Annotated in this window: 21 protein-coding genes and 2 pseudogenes; 14 read left to right on the plus strand and 9 right to left on the minus strand. The window is 60.0% G+C overall.

Annotated elements, in window-relative coordinates; translation table 11 throughout:
• Positions 1–40: 40 nt before the first annotated feature.
• The 3 genes from HAV18_RS11400 to HAV18_RS11410 form a co-directional block, all read right to left on the minus strand.
• Positions 41–625: a hypothetical protein gene (locus HAV18_RS11400; protein WP_208101905.1), complete on the minus strand. Its 585-nt coding sequence runs from the start codon at positions 623–625 to the stop codon at positions 41–43.
• A gap of 28 nt (positions 626–653) precedes the next feature.
• Complete coding sequence (locus tag HAV18_RS11405; protein ID WP_166955606.1) at positions 654–1,826, minus strand: MFS transporter; 1,173 nt, start codon at positions 1,824–1,826, stop codon at positions 654–656.
• 347 nt (positions 1,827–2,173) lie between these two features.
• Positions 2,174–2,716: a MarR family transcriptional regulator gene (locus tag HAV18_RS11410; protein WP_347814747.1), complete on the minus strand. Its 543-nt coding sequence runs from the start codon at positions 2,714–2,716 to the stop codon at positions 2,174–2,176.
• 144 nt (positions 2,717–2,860) lie between these two features.
• On the opposite strand from HAV18_RS11410, the gene HAV18_RS11415 reads away from it, so the two are divergent.
• The 5 genes from HAV18_RS11415 to HAV18_RS11435 all read left to right on the plus strand — a co-directional run bounded on the left by HAV18_RS11415 (position 2,861) and on the right by HAV18_RS11435 (position 5,928).
• Complete coding sequence (locus tag HAV18_RS11415) at positions 2,861–3,322, plus strand: nuclear transport factor 2 family protein (protein WP_166955608.1); 462 nt, start codon at positions 2,861–2,863, stop codon at positions 3,320–3,322.
• A gap of 127 nt (positions 3,323–3,449) precedes the next feature.
• Positions 3,450–4,238 (plus strand): lysozyme inhibitor LprI family protein, encoded by a 789-nt coding sequence (locus HAV18_RS11420; RefSeq protein ID WP_166955610.1) that lies wholly within the window; start codon positions 3,450–3,452, stop codon positions 4,236–4,238.
• A gap of 100 nt (positions 4,239–4,338) precedes the next feature.
• Positions 4,339–4,737 carry a hypothetical protein gene (locus HAV18_RS11425; protein WP_166955612.1) on the plus strand — a complete coding sequence of 133 codons (399 nt, stop codon included), beginning with the start codon at positions 4,339–4,341 and terminating at the stop codon, positions 4,735–4,737.
• A 658-nt stretch (positions 4,738–5,395) separates the two neighbouring features.
• Entirely contained in the window at positions 5,396–5,551 is a 156-nt protein-coding gene (locus HAV18_RS11430; RefSeq protein WP_166955615.1) for a hypothetical protein, read from the plus strand.
• A 128-nt stretch (positions 5,552–5,679) separates the two neighbouring features.
• On the plus strand, positions 5,680–5,928 hold the full coding sequence (locus HAV18_RS11435; RefSeq protein ID WP_243771605.1) for a hypothetical protein: 249 nt from the start codon (positions 5,680–5,682) through the stop codon (positions 5,926–5,928).
• Between the two features lie 260 nt (positions 5,929–6,188).
• Here the strand turns inward: HAV18_RS11435 and HAV18_RS11440 are convergent, their stop codons facing one another.
• The 3 genes from HAV18_RS11440 to HAV18_RS11450 form a co-directional block, all read right to left on the minus strand.
• Positions 6,189–6,473: a hypothetical protein gene (locus HAV18_RS11440; RefSeq protein ID WP_166955618.1), complete on the minus strand. Its 285-nt coding sequence runs from the start codon at positions 6,471–6,473 to the stop codon at positions 6,189–6,191.
• 72 nt (positions 6,474–6,545) lie between these two features.
• Positions 6,546–6,812 carry a translation initiation factor IF-1 gene (infA, locus tag HAV18_RS11445; RefSeq protein ID WP_166955621.1) on the minus strand — a complete coding sequence of 89 codons (267 nt, stop codon included), beginning with the start codon at positions 6,810–6,812 and terminating at the stop codon, positions 6,546–6,548.
• Between the two features lie 569 nt (positions 6,813–7,381).
• Positions 7,382–7,585 carry a cold-shock protein gene (locus tag HAV18_RS11450; RefSeq protein WP_166955623.1) on the minus strand — a complete coding sequence of 68 codons (204 nt, stop codon included), beginning with the start codon at positions 7,583–7,585 and terminating at the stop codon, positions 7,382–7,384.
• Positions 7,586–8,312: 727 nt separating this feature from the next.
• Here HAV18_RS11450 and HAV18_RS11455 point away from each other — a divergent pair.
• The 8 genes and pseudogenes from HAV18_RS11455 to HAV18_RS11485 all read left to right on the plus strand — a co-directional run bounded on the left by HAV18_RS11455 (position 8,313) and on the right by HAV18_RS11485 (position 11,698).
• Positions 8,313–8,552 (plus strand): hypothetical protein, encoded by a 240-nt coding sequence (locus HAV18_RS11455; RefSeq protein ID WP_166955626.1) that lies wholly within the window; start codon positions 8,313–8,315, stop codon positions 8,550–8,552.
• Positions 8,553–8,620: 68 nt separating this feature from the next.
• Positions 8,621–8,860 carry a hypothetical protein gene (locus HAV18_RS11460; protein ID WP_166955629.1) on the plus strand — a complete coding sequence of 80 codons (240 nt, stop codon included), beginning with the start codon at positions 8,621–8,623 and terminating at the stop codon, positions 8,858–8,860.
• A gap of 46 nt (positions 8,861–8,906) precedes the next feature.
• Positions 8,907–9,183 (plus strand): annotated as a pseudogene (locus tag HAV18_RS11465) (IS30 family transposase); the annotation flags it as partial.
• A gap of 360 nt (positions 9,184–9,543) precedes the next feature.
• On the plus strand, positions 9,544–9,741 hold the full coding sequence (locus HAV18_RS11470; RefSeq protein WP_166955631.1) for a hypothetical protein: 198 nt from the start codon (positions 9,544–9,546) through the stop codon (positions 9,739–9,741).
• 159 nt (positions 9,742–9,900) lie between these two features.
• A complete protein-coding gene (locus tag HAV18_RS39850; protein ID WP_243771606.1) occupies positions 9,901–10,077 on the plus strand; it encodes a hypothetical protein in 177 nt (58 codons plus the stop codon).
• Positions 10,078–10,125: 48 nt separating this feature from the next.
• The gene (locus HAV18_RS11480; RefSeq protein WP_166955636.1) at positions 10,126–10,413 is read left to right on the plus strand and encodes a hypothetical protein; all 288 of its coding nucleotides are present in this window, start codon (positions 10,126–10,128) and stop codon (positions 10,411–10,413) included.
• Positions 10,414–10,622: 209 nt separating this feature from the next.
• A complete protein-coding gene (locus HAV18_RS40260) occupies positions 10,623–10,907 on the plus strand; it encodes a hypothetical protein (protein WP_347814748.1) in 285 nt (94 codons plus the stop codon).
• Positions 10,908–11,518: 611 nt separating this feature from the next.
• Positions 11,519–11,698 (plus strand): hypothetical protein, encoded by a 180-nt coding sequence (locus tag HAV18_RS11485; RefSeq protein WP_166955639.1) that lies wholly within the window; start codon positions 11,519–11,521, stop codon positions 11,696–11,698.
• 280 nt (positions 11,699–11,978) lie between these two features.
• Here HAV18_RS11485 and HAV18_RS39855 read toward each other — a convergent pair.
• A pseudogene (locus HAV18_RS39855) lies at positions 11,979–12,167 on the minus strand (acyl-CoA desaturase); the annotation flags it as partial.
• Between the two features lie 58 nt (positions 12,168–12,225).
• On the minus strand, positions 12,226–13,098 hold the full coding sequence (locus HAV18_RS11495) for a slipin family protein (protein WP_166955641.1): 873 nt from the start codon (positions 13,096–13,098) through the stop codon (positions 12,226–12,228).
• Positions 13,099–13,369: 271 nt separating this feature from the next.
• On the opposite strand from HAV18_RS11495, the gene HAV18_RS11500 reads away from it, so the two are divergent.
• Positions 13,370–13,792: a type II toxin-antitoxin system HicB family antitoxin gene (locus tag HAV18_RS11500; RefSeq protein WP_166955643.1), complete on the plus strand. Its 423-nt coding sequence runs from the start codon at positions 13,370–13,372 to the stop codon at positions 13,790–13,792.
• A 195-nt stretch (positions 13,793–13,987) separates the two neighbouring features.
• Here HAV18_RS11500 and HAV18_RS11505 read toward each other — a convergent pair whose 3' ends face one another.
• A complete protein-coding gene (locus HAV18_RS11505; RefSeq protein WP_166955645.1) occupies positions 13,988–14,191 on the minus strand; it encodes a hypothetical protein in 204 nt (67 codons plus the stop codon).
• Between the last annotated feature and the right edge of the window lie 157 nt (positions 14,192–14,348).

The following is a 14,348-nucleotide window of genomic DNA, read 5'->3' on the forward strand; positions in this document are numbered from 1 at the left end:
TCAGGTTCGTATCGGGGGCACGTCTCTCGTTATCGATTCATCAGGCGGCGCGGCGGGTGGCGAGCCACTCGTCGTGCAGCCATTTCTCCGTCTGCCGTCGTGCGCGCGGCGTATCCCAGACGACATCGCGCTCGAACGTGATGACCTGTCCGCCGGCGCCGACGATCACCCAGAAGTAGCGGCCGTCGGTACGGTTGCGGCACTTCACTTTCATGCCGGTCAGCGTGCAGGCACGCTTGCCGCCCTGCGCGTTGCCGATCACGAACGATTCGTCGTGAGGCTGGATCCATTGCAACGACAGGCCGGGGAGCAGGTCGGGTGCGTGCTGCCCGAGATACTCGAGCGCGATTCGGTACGCGTCGTCCTCGTCCGGCAGCTCGCCTGCCACCAGCGTCTGGTTGAACCATGTGGTGCCGAGCAGGCGCCCTTGTTCGGTGACGACGAGGCTGAAGTGCTCGCCGCCGATGCCGACGTTCATGCCGTCGTTGCGCTCGTAACGTACGCGCCACGCGGCGACGCCGTCGACGCGCACCATCTGCGCATCCGCGAAGCGGGTATAGGAAGCAGGCGGATCGAGCCGATCGCAGACATCGGCAGGCAGGGCGTGATACAGCAGGCTTTGCATGATCGTTCTCCGAAGTAAATCGTTTAGGTCAGTGGTTGCTGGATACGACTACCGGTGCCGGCCGGCTCGATGGCAGGCTCAGCGTGATGGCACACGCCATCAGAACTGCAAGACAGACAAAGAAAGCGGGGGCGCTCAACGGCGACGCGACACTCGCGAGCCAGGGGCCGAAGCTCGCGCCGCTGAACAGCACGAAGCTGTAGACGGCGACTGCCTGGCCGCGCCACTCGGCCGCGGCGAGCAGGTTCGTGCGGGCGATCAGGCTCGGTACGCCGATGCCGATCCCGGCGACGAAGATCACGCTGGCGATCAACGCGGACACCACGCCGTCGGCGAGTGCCGAGCACAGCAGGCCGGCCAGTGCGACGACGAGACCGAGCGTCACCATCCGCTGTGCGCCGAGGCGCGGCATCAGGACGGGCACCGCGAGCGGCATCAGGAATCCGGGCATCGCAATGGCGCGCGTCGTCAGCGGATCGAGGCCAGCCTCGCGCAGTTGCACACCCAGGTAGCGATCGAGGCCGATGTAGAACGCGACGAAGCACATCAGCAGCAGCAACGCGGGGCCGTACACGCTGCGCAGTTCGCGATGACGCAGCACGGCGACGAAGCTGCCGAGGATCGACGGGCCGCCACGCGACGCGGCCCGGTTCTCGGCCGGCTGACGAGCCAGCAGCACGGCGGCCGCCAGATACAGCGGGCACGGCAGCGCGAACGCCCAACCCAGCCCGTACGCACGGCCGACCAGTCCACCGTAGATCTGGCCGATCAGGCCGGCGAGCAGGAAGGCGGTGCTCAGCGACGCCAGGCCCCACAGACGGGCGCGGGCCGGCAAGGCTTCCGCGAGATAGGCCAGCGCGGCCGGCGGAAACGACGCGGTCGCCAGCCCCTGCAGCGCGCGACCCGCGATCAGTTCGCCCGGGGTGCTCGCGCCGCCGAGCAGCAGCGTGATTGCCGCCAGCAGCAGCAGCCCCGCGACCATCACCGGCTTGCGGCCGATCCGGTCCGACAGCGGCCCGAAAACGAGAAAGCCGCACGCATAAGCGAAGCTGAACGCGCCCATCGCGGCGCCTGCGCCGGCGGCGCCCAGCCCGAAGCGCTGGCCGATCAGCCCGAGCAGCGGCAACGGCAGGTAAAGCTGCGAAACCACGGCCAGGCCGCTGACCGAGAGCAACGCAATGACGGCATACGGATGTTTCATCGCTGGATCCTTTTTCCTTGCGAACAGCGGCATCGTTACGGTAGTCACTTATTCAGAGCCAACTTAATAGCACCTTACTATGTAGCATGCTATTTATATCGACCAAGAAAAAGCCGGCATGCCGGCTTGCTTATCATCACGCGCCCAGACGGACGCGCCAGGCTACTACGTCAACTCGACCTTCATGTGTCGCCCGGCCTGATACTTCTGTCAGGCCCGTGGTGCGGGGCTTTGCGGAACCCGGCCAGGGTTGCGGCCGGCTCCGTTCGACCCGGCACCCACTCGACCACTCCGCGCTGCATTGACCCCATCATAGGAAGGTTTTAAATATATAGCAAGCTAAATATTCACTTGAGAAACACACCTTTCCTGGCGGTGTCCATGCCGTCAAGCGCACGGTTCAATTTCAGCATCAGCGCGCTCAACTGCACACGCTCGTCTTCGCCGAAATGGCTCATCAGTTCGGCAACCCAACGATAGTGATCCGGGAGCGCATCCCCCAGCAACTGATCTCCACCCGGCAACAAGCGGATCACCCATGCGCGGCGGTCGTCGGCGTCCGCGACGCGCTGGCACAAACCCGCCTGTTCGAGCCGATCGACGATTCCGGTCATCGTGGGCGACGACACGCCGGTGCCTTCCGCCAACCGCCCGACACCCAGGCCGTCCGGGTGGCGCTTGAGCAGCAGCAGCACGAAAAATTTCGTCTGCGACAGCCCGTGCCGGGACAGATTCGCCTCGAATGCCGCCATCATGTCGCTGCAGGTCCTTGCCATGTACAGCCACGACTGCAAACCGGCAACATCCGGATTCTTGTACTTCAGAGCGAACTCGGACAGCGTGTCCGAGTTCGGCATGTCTTTCAGATCAAACATGTTGGTCTCCTCCACGGAGCTTCGTAACCTGCTAAAGAGTAGTATGCTAACTATATTCTGTCAATGAACCGGTCGCGCGTGACGGCGGTTGCCAACCCGGCGCGGGCACACATGACAGTCCTCTGCGGGCACCTGCCCGTTTGGCCATCAGGGAAGCCGATGACACCGATCGAAACCGTACAGACCTTTCTCGACCACCTGTTCTCCGGACGCCGGACAGATGCCCTCGCGCTGATCGACGAAGACTGCCGCCTGATCGCCAGCCGGCCGCAGCCTGACGACGCGACGGCGCTCTATGGCGTGCATGTCGGCCCCGCCGGAGCGGCGGAACTGTTTCAGCGCTTCGACGAACTCCTGGAACCCGGGCAATTCGACGTCGATGCCCGCTTCTCCGACGGTGAACATGTGGCGATGTATGGCGCGCTGCGTCATCGCGGCCGGGCTACAGGGCTAGAATTCGCCAGCGACTGGGCCCTGATTTGCCGCGTACGGGAAGGCAAACTGATGCTGTACCACTTCTACGAGGACACGGCGGCGCTCGAGGCGGCGATCTGCGGCTGTCGACAGACTTCGCCGCAGCCGCGCGGTGGATTCCCTGAAAGCGTGCCAGAACGTCAATAGTTTCGACTACGCCGGCACGTGAGCAGCGTTTCTCGATATGGACATTCCAAAACGCAGGCAACGGGAACATGACATGTTCTGCAATGGCACTTATGGCGCAAGTCATTGAGCAATGAGAGGATTTTTAATGACAAGCAAGCTGATGGTGACGCTCGTGCTGGCACTCACCTTTTGCACATCGGCTTTCGCTGAGGATTCCTATCGTCTGGTTGGTGCGGCCCGGGTATACAGCATCGGATCATCTCGACCGAACCTGGAGCTACCGGCAAACCCCGCCTATTCCTCCGTTCTGACGCTCAAGAATGACTCGTTTTACCTGAACTACGATGGATCGACTCCGAACGAATGCGGCGTACCGATAAAGAAGAAGATGCCATTCTCGTTCGACTCGGCCCCGCTTGGCACCGCTCAGAAACTGAATAAATTTCTCGAGGACAAATTTCACACCAACGCGAACGACTGGAACCGGATATATCTGCTCGGCGATGCCGCGTCATCCAGTTGCACGGCGCTAAGGTTCGCGAAGATCTATGCATCGAACGACGAGATCGCGCTGCTCGATGAATCGTTCCTGTATCTGTTCAAGATCGAACGGAGCCACTTCCGGGATGTGAGCAAGGGGTTTGATTGCGCGCTGGCCAAAACTAACGTGGAACACCTGATTTGCGGCGATCCCCAGCTCAAGAAGATGGATGCTGACGTGAGCTATGGTTTTGTCCTGATGCAAAGGAGGTATTCAAAGGAGATTTCCTATCAGGATCCCGTCAAGATGGAACAGATCAAGTGGATCTCGACGGTCAGAAACAAATGTACGACAGCCGATTGCCTGACGAAGGTTTATGCTTCGCGAATCGATTACATCAGGGGGAAAGTGATCGATAGTTATCCGTCGTATCCGAATCCCGAGAAAGGCTGAGTCAAGGCAATTTTTCGAGAGGCAGGTCCCGGATTTCTTTCGTTTCGGCAAGCTTGCCGATATTGCGATTCAGCATTCAAGGAGTGAGAGGTCGACGCCAATGATCGCCATGCACAAGAACCGACACTTCCCGGATGTCATAGGTTTGTTTGTTTTAGTGATCCTTGTGGCGATCCTGTCGGCTTTCGTTCCGGCGTCTGAAATTCCTCCATCTCTGTGGGTTCCGATCTGCGCCGCCTGGGCTGTGAGTGCGATTTTTATGTGGCGCAAGGTTGGGCCGGAAACGAAACCCTGGCGCTTGATCGGATTGTATTCAGTAGGTGGCGCAGTCGTATGGTACGCCGCGACCCGGGCTATCAGCCGCTGGACATTTGGGACCGACGAGGCCGAGCTTTCTAAAGTCGTCGACCTACTGCTTGCGCTGATATTGTCCCCCGGTCTGACGTTTGTTGCGATTGCAGGCTGGGTTCGCGCATTTATACGACAGAAGCGAAGTTGAGGTCGCCGTGCGTCCATGGATTGCGGACCTCGACATCGGGTATCGCGCACAATTGGGACGGCATCGCGAACGGCGGCTGTATCAGGTATGTATGCTGCGTTGCCGGGCTCGCCACCTCGGCTTCGAGCGCTTCACGCATCGAGTACAGTTCCATGATCATTTGATGTGTGGGCCGCGTGACGGTCAGGCCTCACCGCGGCTCATACGTCGACAGGATTTCCGCGTCGACGCCTGACGCATGGCGACAGATATCTCGGATTCGACCGAGCATGCGCCCCTATCGCCCGGCAATCTGAGGAAAGCGATCTGTCTGGGTGCCGGTGGCGTCCAAGCGATCCGACGGCGCCTGTTGGCCCGGCGGCGGCTCAACCGCCGCCTGTCGCAAGACGCACGAGCGTGCGTTTGCCGGCATCCTGGTGCCGAAACAGCAGAGGTTCGCGCTCCGACGCGACTATTTCCAGCCTATGACCTGCTTAATCGCTTGCGAACCCGATCTTCGGATATGGGGCGCTACCGAACAGGTGCAGGTCGAGAGCACCTTCCCAAGGATCGTGTATGTGGAGGGCGGTTCGTCCGCTCGGCGTGGCGCACGGCTCAGGAATCATTCTCCCAAAGCGCCTAGAATTCAGTCATGGCTGCATTCCACAAGGAGGCTGTCATGACTCAGTCGATGATTGGTTGGGTGGTTGGTTTTGCGGTGGTCGCGGTGGTCGCAATCGCGTTGGCGCGCCGTTACCAGAGCGAACATTCAAGTATGGACGTCGTTCAGTGGTTGGACTCCCATCACCTGGGGTGGATGCACCGCAAACATTGATCTCTCCACGCTGGCGGCAATAACCCCGCCTTGCCGAAGTTTACCGGGAGCCAAACACACGGAAGCAGGCGGGCGGGTGAAGTCTGCTTTGTCGTTGTCGCGCCAAGGTTCTTGGCAAGGACGGCATCATGGATGATGAAGTGTGCACGACCCATACGCACGTGGCACGCCTTCGCGTGATGCAGACCACGTCTGGCCGCTATCGCGGAATCGTCAACCTGCACCGCATCGGAGAGGATTCCGGCACCTCTGAGCAACACCAGACCGAAGGGGATTTTGCGACGGACGTGGAGGCGCGTGACGCCGCTCGAGCGCTCGCGCACGGTTTGCTCGAAGAGCAAATCCAGACGCACGAAAAGGCGCAAGGAATCGATTGAATCTGCGTCGGCGGGTTGGTCGCTACGCAGCGTCGCTCGGCGGCAACGCGACGTCCATCAGCGCGTAGCGCGCCAGTCGCACATGCGGCCGCTCGTCCGTTGATCTGCTTCGAGAGCACGGGACGGAAAGGAATGCCGGTGTTTCGACGCGAGTTTTCCGATGACCGGCAGCATGGCGTCGACTCGCGTTATTTCAGATCTGGACGCGCATCGCCAATTGACGCGCGCTCCCATGCATTGCTGCACAACAGAGATCCGTATCAAAGAACTGCGTCGAGCATCCAATGTTCGCCCCGGTTCCGGTCGATGATGGATTCTGCGTAACGTTGCGAAGCCCGGCGTGCGTCACCGGCGCTGGCAAACGGCGAACCGTCGACAAGCTTGAAGGTCAGGCTCCGGGTCAGCGTGGTGTCAGTGCCGCGCCGGCAAACCTTGACCGCTGCGTCAAAACCGGCTTCGTAGTTGTGAGTACGGCCGGCGCCTGCGTGAAAGTGAGGGTAAATCAGCGGATATATTTCGAATCCGCGATAGGTACGCATACTCATGATGAACTCCTGATGATTGTGGCTACGCATTGTGTAGACGAGCGCAATCAATCCTGCCTCGGCGCTATACGTTTAGCGTCGAGCAAATCGGTTTCGAGGCGCACTGGGCGAAGCCCGTTCGTCTTTGTGCCGGAAATTGATCCGCCCTTTGGTCAGGTCATAGACCGACAACTCCAGCCTGACCCGATCGCCAGCGAGAATACGAATACGGTGCTTGCGCATGCGGCCCGACGCGTATGCCGCAACGACCGCACCGTTTTCCAAGGTCACGCGAAACCTGCTGTCCGGGAGCACCTCATTCACTACGCCGTCCAATTCCAGCAATTCTTCCTTTGCCAAATCATTTTCTCCAATCAATGTGACGCGCGGCAATCGCAGCGGTGTGTGGACTTCCGCTCCCCGATAGAGCGCAGTTTCAGTGCAAATTTCGAAAAATGCCCATGCGTGGGGGGGCGCGTACCAACGCGACACGCGGGCCGCACATCGTCCGGGCGCTCGCGCGCCTCGTTATCGCGTCTCGGTGGTGCGCTTCTTCCCGCTCGATTTGGCCGGTGCCGGGGGTGCCGCTGGTGGCACCCAGTTCAGCGCCACGCCGAGCACCGGCAAATCCTTGGAGCGCCGTGGTCTTGCGAGTGGTCTTTTGTTGCGCAACTGACTCTTGGTCAAAGTTACCTCCGTGTGCGTCGATCGCGAACTCACGATGAATGAGCCGTCCGATCGTTCGCCACCGGATGCGCGGCTTCCCCCACGTATTTCCTCGTGGGATTCGCTCGCGCATATCCATGCGGGTCGTTTCGACGCGAAACGGTAGCCTCAGCAGGACTGGGGGCGCCTGCGACGGATGCGAAAGATCCTCGACCGATGACTGCGTGGCCGATCCAGAACGCACGACCACCGAATAATGTGGATTACTGAGGAATGATGTTCGAGGCCTGCAGCCCCTTTGGCCCGCGCTTTGTCTCGTAGCTGACCTTTTGACCTTCGGCCAGCGTCTTGAAGCCATCGCCGCGAATCTCCGAGAAGTGCGCGAACAGATCATCGCCGCCACTGTCAGGCGTGATGAAGCCAAAACCCTTGCTGTCGTTGAACCACTTGACGGTACCGGTATCCATGGAAATTCTCCTGATATTGGACAAACGTATGCACCCCGATAGGGGGCACGAAAAAGGATCAAGGAGGGAGAGGACAACGAATACCGCGTTCCGCGGTCAGTGATGAACAGCAATCGCGCTTCTTGAAGGCTTCAGAGACCCACCCTACGCGGGGCCAAACACCCTGTCAAGCCGTTTCGGTCGGAACGTTAAGGGTGGCAACGCAAGAAGCCGCCGCGATCGACGAGGCTCGCCCCGGTTGCACGTCCTGGCTCCATGGTTTTGAGTTGCTTCGAATTTCTAATTGAAATTTCGACGATACCATCAAGGCACCCTCTCCCCGTGTATCGGCGATTGTTCACACGTGGCTGAACCGATGCGTCCCGCACCCAATCGGGGCCGCATGCCATGCGGCGGTTCGCGCAGAACTTTCACTGTACAAGTTCGCCAATGGGCGTAGGATGGGTTCGTTGACTGACTCGCTACCGATTCCCGCGCCACTCAAGGCGCCCCCCCTCCGAACGTGATCGGGCCTCTCATCGATACCGCGCAATGCGGGCGAACGCGCCGCGGATCGACTGCGTAGCGAAGCGCCTGATCGATGCCTGTCTACAGGACATGAGCGTGTTGGATAACGCGTCCTGATCTCTTCCTCGGTCCATCCTGCTTCTGCTTCTGCGTCCGCGGCGCCGCCACAGACTCAACCCCGCCTGGCGCATGGCGCGCCGGCAACGTCGGGAGGCTGGATATGAACAGGAAAGACCTGTTGAAATGGATTCGACACGATGGTGCTGGCGTCATCGAGCAACTCCTGCCGTTTGACGCTCGTGCCGAATTGGACGGCGTCATTCTCGATCGGCGTCATGAAATCGATGAGGATGCGTTCCTGATGTTTTTCTCGATCCGCGCGCTGTTGCGCAAAGGCGGAATGGCGAGCTGCGAATCGGACCAGGAAGCAGGCCAGATCATGGCGCTCCTCAAGCTTTGACGGTTCTGGTCGCGACGAAATACTTTGCGGTGGCCACGGGCCCCGCAACGACTGAAGGAGGAAGGAAAATGCAGCTCGACTCAACCCGACTCCATATCGACCCGACACCGCGCAGGGCCGACGGGGAATACATGGCACACGCGCGGATCAGCATCAATCGTGCAGACGGCAGTGAGTGCGACGTTCAACTGAGCGGAGATCTGGCGGGCTTCGACGTGCGCGAGGATGCGATTGCCTTTGCGAAAAGCTGGGCGCTCGAATGGCTCGACGTGCATTTGGTCGATGATCTCCCGGTGCCGATGAATTGAACTTCGGGTGGCACGCCAGCCGCCCGAGCAATCAGGGCGTCGCCGGGATCGAGGCAAAGAGATGGCATGATCACATGCGCTTCACCGTGGCCACTGACATAAGGGGCTACTTTTGCGATCCGCAGAGTCCGCGGCAACGTGGCTCGAACGAGAACACAAATGGGCTCCTGAGACGGTATTCCCCCAAGGGGATCGATCTCCCGGCCAATTCGCAGGCCAAGCTCAACGCCGTAGCCAGGCGGCTAAATGAGCGTCCGCGAAAGACACCAGACTTCGATACACCGGCTGGGCGATTTCATCAATTCGTCGTATCGACAGGTTGAATCCGCATCGGTTAAAAGGCATTCCGTCCGCCCTTCAGTCTGCGAGTACGTCCCTGGGCGCCGCAGGCAGCTCTCCTGTCCCAGGTTGCCCACTGCGTTCACGACCTACATGCGAACCAGTAACAGATTGGCAGCCGTCACAGATATCCGATGTCGCCAGTCATACCCAGCGGTTCCTCAAGGATTACGAACTGATATGGCGAATCACTCACACGATATTGTGAGCAAGGCTGATCCGAGACGGTCCTCGGCAGCAACCGGTCAATGCGGTTCACGGGATGCTCGGCAATACGAGCAATGGTATGGCGCACGTAGCGCCTTAACCGATCAATTTTGCTGGAAGCTCACAAGGAGCCGACCATGGCGCCGCATGACGTGATGACGATCTTCGAGCGGGTGAACGCAGATGGAAAGGCGGCTATCGATCTGGACCATGCGTGTGCCGAGTTCGCTGGCTGGCTGGCGGAGGCATGGAGTCGATTGAGTGAGGACGAGATCGCCCTGCTGACGTCGATCGGCGCCTCGCTGTATCGCGAGGGGTATGCGAGGCGGTACTAGGCAGGTTCGGGGGCCAGCGCGAATATATCGCCGTGGCGGACCGAAAGGGCGTATAAAGTCCGAATGACTATCCCCTCCGTTACTGCCGAGTCGGTCTTGGGTCTGTTCCGGCTCATCGCCGGGAGGGAGGAGCGCCGGACTTCCGGCGAGTCACCAAGGATGGCGGCACTCCTGACTCTTGCCGAGCAGCTTGCACGCAACCATCAGGCAATGACAGAAGATAGTTGGGACGCAGCCGCCCGTGTTGGCGGCCTGCTGTTGCGAGCGGAAATGATCAGCAACGACGTTGACACGGTGGCGCTTGAGCTGCTGAGCCGGCTGCGGCGGCGGAAATGAAAAGCTCGCTCGAACGTATAGCGAGTCGCCCCCTGTGGAGTGGCCAACATGTCGACACACCCGCTTCTTCTCTACAAGGGGTACGAACTTCATCCCCTCGTCTTCGCCCGCACATTCAGTCGCTTTGACGGGCATTCCCGTTACGCCGAAGGGTATGACATCGCGGTACGGATATGCCGCCCGGGCGCGATCGCGACCTCCGCCGCGAGCCGTATTTTCAGGCTGGACCGACCGCATGCATATTCCGACTTCGGTATGGCAAGGCGTGCCGCCGGGCAGCAGGGAAAGGACATCATCGACGGAAAGGTGAGCGGAGCTTCGGTCATCGACATGTGAAAAAGCTGCTGGCGTCTGGCATTGACTGATTGGTTCGGGCTGCGCGTTGCGCCCTCGTCGATGGCCAATTTGACCGTCGTTGTTTCTGAAAAATGGTCACAGGCGGAGCGTACCCTTCAGCGTATTTCTTCGTTCGGTCAAACGCAGCGGTCGGCCACGGCGACGCGAGAAGCTGAACGCACGCATTCTTCCTCACGGGTATCGCCACCATGCAAAGTGATCGCAATGCGATTCCGTACTACCTCGTCTTACGCGCGGACTGTCCGCCGTATGTGCTGAACGCTGACCGCCATGTCCTGCGCCGCAACGCAAGTCCTCTCCTGCGAGCGTTCGCGAGAGCCGGCGGCGCGCCGACCTCCATCGCTGACGACGCATGGAGCGACTTCTCCGGCTCTGAATCCATTTCGCTCCTCGAGCGCATGGAGATACGGGCCTACGCACTGGTTCGCGGGGCCGAAAGCGAACATCAACTCCGGTTACTGGCCGCTCTCTGACCGCACCAACGTGCGCATTCCTTGTGGACGGCGAGCTCGGCAGCTTATTCGAAACGAGGTCGGTTTTCGAAGGCATCCAGTCCGAAAGATCGTCGATTGCGGCGTGGCTGGAGGTACGTACATCTTCGATCGATCAACCTGGGCGGGCGTGGATATGGCAGCTTCATGCCGAGTGGAAAATCAACCGTTATTGCCACGCGCCTCGTGAACACCTGCCGAGAAGCACCGATCACTTTCTGGACCCGCGTGATCAGCGCTGCCATCTCGCGCCGTTCTACCGCCCGATGGGTTGGCCATCGGCTGATCCGGCGCTCATGACCCGCAGGTTGATCGCGGGCTCCTGCTTCGGGCTCCAGTCCGAGCGTCATCTATGCGTCGTAGCGCAGCGCGCTTTTGGGTGGCCGCCCGACATCTGGAAGCAGCCTTTGAGCACATCACCGCTTGACTGACCGAAACGGCTCCAGCAGCCACTGCACGGCAACGTACCGACTTCCCCTCCCCTCTCGCCCATCCTGTGCTCAACACCCGTGCATCTGACCGCGATCCTGTTCGGGCGATCTGACTCGATGCGGCTCCTCGCTACGCGAGCACACCTCACTTCGGAGTGGTCTATGAAATCTTATCCAAGCACATTGCCTGATCGACACGATCAGGCAACCCGAGAAAAGGAGCGCGACAATCTGGCCCGAGCCGATATCGAACGGGCTGAAAAGCGTACCCGCGACTATGCCGGCATCGATTCCAATGCGAGCAAGTGGCGCTATTCCGATTCCGATCGTCAGGTGAAGTAGTGGTGCAGCGTTGCTCCCGATACCGCCAGAGGGTCACGCTCGCCACTCGCGTTGTAGCGCGCCGAATCCGCATGGCGCGTCACCTGCGTTCCGGGATCAGGTATATCGGCGCAGGCGTATCGAAAAATCGGCAATCGCGGTGACATCGCTTTGCTCCGCATCGCGGCACCCATTTTGCAACTGGACCAGCAATTGCTCGCGCGATGCGTGTGACCACGCTCATAGATCGAGCAAAGCCTCATACCTATCCACGTACACGCGTATTCACCGGTTGGCATTGGAACGGGATCCACATCATCTGGATCGCCCACGCCGACACGCCGGGCAGCCCGAACAGTCTGACGTCGATCACGGCCAGCAGCCCGACGCCGAGATTCGCAAAGCGAGCATAGACGCGGCGTTCGAGCCAGTCGTCCGGCGTACCAGACCCATATCTGCGCAGCGTTTCCTCGTTCCGCGCTTCGCCGCGGGGCGAGCGGGCCTGCCGATTCGCATCGAATGGCACGCGACACGCGCTGTCTGCGTGGCTATGCCGCTGTCTTGAGCGTCGGCGGCGATGTCGACTCCGTCACGTCATGCCCGGCAATGGCCAACGCCAGCACCGGGTTCAAGCTGTCCACCATCGAACTCGGAATCAGGATCGTGGCCCCGCGCTCTTTCGTCGTTTCATAGATGATGTTCATTGCCCGCAATTGAAGTGCGGCCGGGTGATTTTCATAGACTCGCGAAGCTTCGACGAATTTCTCCGCCACTTCGGCCTCCGCGGAACCGAGTATCACGCGCGCCTGCTTCTCGCGTTCGGCTTGCGCCTGCCGTGACATCGAATCCTGCAGCGCGACAGGGATCGCCACGTCTCGGGTTTCCACGGATCGTACCGTGATACCCCAATCTGCGGTTTTCCTGCCGATCTCGTCCGCGAGGTGTGCATCGGCAGCTTTCCGATCAGAGAGCAGCGTGGCCAGCATCGATGAACCGATCATCTCCCGCAGCGAGGTTTGCGCGACGCGATCGATGGCCTGCCGGTAATCAGTGATGGCGAGTGCCGCTTTCCGAGCGTCGTGTACGTGCCAGAAAATGATGGCGTCGACGTTGACCGGCACTGTATCCCTGGTAAGCGCCTCCTGTGCGTTGAACGCAGTCGTTTGAATCCGTTCGTCGATCACCGCGACAACGTTGTCCAGTATCGGGATAATCATAAAAAAACCGGCACCCTTGACGCTCTGCAGTTTCCCGACGCGCAGGATTACGAACTTCTCCCAGACATTGGCCACTTTCACGGAGAGTGCGATAAGGACGGCGACGATGAAGAAGGGTAACGCGAGGTACGGATTGACCAAGGCGCCGACGGCTAGCGCGGCAAACAGAAAAGCGGCGGAAAGAAATAGTGTGACGGGGTTCATGATGGAGCTCCATTCAGTGATGCCGACTTCCGGCAAGCGTCACGAAGCACGACACATATTCGCCCGGTTGCTCTCTGGCGCCTTGGCATCTGCGATTGGGCGCCCACCCAGAACATGCGCCGGATTGCGATGCAAATCTGTACGGTGACGTACCCGGATCCGAACCTGCCGCATGAGGTCAGATCCCTCGAGATCGTTCTCTAGCGTACTGACACGCCCAGCCCCGGGGAAGAACAATGATTGACGTCACACAGGAATCCCGGAGCTGATCGTGGAATACCCCATTTTTATCACCCGACAGGAAGGCCCAGGCTATCGCGGATGGCTGCCGGATTTTCCCGGCGCGCATGTGGAGGGCAACACATACAGCGAATTGGCAAACACCGCAAACGACCGGGTCAATGAACTGTATGACCAATGCGCGCGCCTCATTCCGTTTCCTACAACGGACATGGCGGCATTGCAGGCGTCGTTCATCGACGACGGCGAGGGAATCTGGAGGTTCATCGATATTGCTCGGCCGACGTCGTGTTCGGTGGCGGTCTTGCTATGCCTTCCTAAGCAGCTCGTCGAAAAGATCGATGCAGTGGCGAAATCGCGCCATATGAGCCGCGAAGCGTTGGTGGCCGAGTGTACGGAAGGAATTGGCGTACCAGCGTTGCAGTCCTCCTGCCGCGAACTTGTCTTGGCGTAGCTACGGAACGCGACTCAGCGGATTCATCTTCCCGGGTTGCGTCGCTTCACCGGTGCGGGAAAGTGATGCATGCGCCGTTTATCGCAACGAACGACCCGCCAAAGTAAAAAGCCGGCGCTTGGCCGGCTTCGAGTTCCGCCTTGCTGGGGCGGCTCCACGTTCTGTTTGAGAGCGAGGAGTTTTGCTACGCCTACGTTATAGGTTCGGCAGAAGGCCCATGCCCAGACGTTTCCTTGCATCGGAAATACGTTTCTTGGATGTAACGGCTTTCCATGAATGAGCATGGCCTCTCTGCCGCTCAGGCTGAACCACGGGCATTCCGTCGTCGGTCGCGCGTGCCTCCGCCTGTTCTTGTTGCCCGTCCTTCGCATTTTTTTCCCGCGTCGGGTAATCGTTCATCAACATGCTCCTTCCACAACCCCGGTTTCGTCATTGATTGGCTCGCGCTGCTCGAGTCGAGATAAAACTGCGCACGCGATACGGATCGCGACAGCCCACTTCAATCACGGCGTTTCCATCTCGATGACGGCTGCGGCCGATCCGCAGTCTGTGCGTC

Origin of the sequence: Burkholderia sp. D-99 (assembly GCF_011605345.1) — a bacterium.
GTDB lineage: Bacteria > Pseudomonadota > Gammaproteobacteria > Burkholderiales > Burkholderiaceae > Burkholderia.

What these genes read in the sequence shown, in the direction of transcription:
- HAV18_RS11400 (WP_208101905.1), bottom strand. Translation starts at nt 625, where the DNA reads ATGCAAAGCCTGCTGTATCACGCCCTGCCTGCCGATGTCTGCGATCGG.
- HAV18_RS11405 (WP_166955606.1), bottom strand. Translation starts at nt 1,826, where the DNA reads ATGAAACATCCGTATGCCGTCATTGCGTTGCTCTCGGTCAGCGGCCTG.
- HAV18_RS11415 (WP_166955608.1), top strand. Translation starts at nt 2,861, where the DNA reads ATGACACCGATCGAAACCGTACAGACCTTTCTCGACCACCTGTTCTCC.
- HAV18_RS11420 (WP_166955610.1), top strand. Translation starts at nt 3,450, where the DNA reads ATGACAAGCAAGCTGATGGTGACGCTCGTGCTGGCACTCACCTTTTGC.
- HAV18_RS11425 (WP_166955612.1), top strand. Translation starts at nt 4,339, where the DNA reads ATGATCGCCATGCACAAGAACCGACACTTCCCGGATGTCATAGGTTTG.
- HAV18_RS11430 (WP_166955615.1), top strand. Translation starts at nt 5,396, where the DNA reads ATGACTCAGTCGATGATTGGTTGGGTGGTTGGTTTTGCGGTGGTCGCG.
- HAV18_RS11435 (WP_243771605.1), top strand. Translation starts at nt 5,680, where the DNA reads ATGGATGATGAAGTGTGCACGACCCATACGCACGTGGCACGCCTTCGC.
- HAV18_RS11440 (WP_166955618.1), bottom strand. Translation starts at nt 6,473, where the DNA reads ATGAGTATGCGTACCTATCGCGGATTCGAAATATATCCGCTGATTTAC.
- HAV18_RS11450 (WP_166955623.1), bottom strand. Translation starts at nt 7,585, where the DNA reads ATGGATACCGGTACCGTCAAGTGGTTCAACGACAGCAAGGGTTTTGGC.
- HAV18_RS11455 (WP_166955626.1), top strand. Translation starts at nt 8,313, where the DNA reads ATGAACAGGAAAGACCTGTTGAAATGGATTCGACACGATGGTGCTGGC.
- HAV18_RS11460 (WP_166955629.1), top strand. Translation starts at nt 8,621, where the DNA reads ATGCAGCTCGACTCAACCCGACTCCATATCGACCCGACACCGCGCAGG.
- HAV18_RS11470 (WP_166955631.1), top strand. Translation starts at nt 9,544, where the DNA reads ATGGCGCCGCATGACGTGATGACGATCTTCGAGCGGGTGAACGCAGAT.
- HAV18_RS39850 (WP_243771606.1), top strand. Translation starts at nt 9,901, where the DNA reads ATGGCGGCACTCCTGACTCTTGCCGAGCAGCTTGCACGCAACCATCAG.
- HAV18_RS11480 (WP_166955636.1), top strand. Translation starts at nt 10,126, where the DNA reads ATGTCGACACACCCGCTTCTTCTCTACAAGGGGTACGAACTTCATCCC.
- HAV18_RS40260 (WP_347814748.1), top strand. Translation starts at nt 10,623, where the DNA reads ATGCAAAGTGATCGCAATGCGATTCCGTACTACCTCGTCTTACGCGCG.
- HAV18_RS11485 (WP_166955639.1), top strand. Translation starts at nt 11,519, where the DNA reads ATGAAATCTTATCCAAGCACATTGCCTGATCGACACGATCAGGCAACC.
- HAV18_RS11495 (WP_166955641.1), bottom strand. Translation starts at nt 13,098, where the DNA reads ATGAACCCCGTCACACTATTTCTTTCCGCCGCTTTTCTGTTTGCCGCG.
- HAV18_RS11505 (WP_166955645.1), bottom strand. Translation starts at nt 14,191, where the DNA reads ATGAACGATTACCCGACGCGGGAAAAAAATGCGAAGGACGGGCAACAA.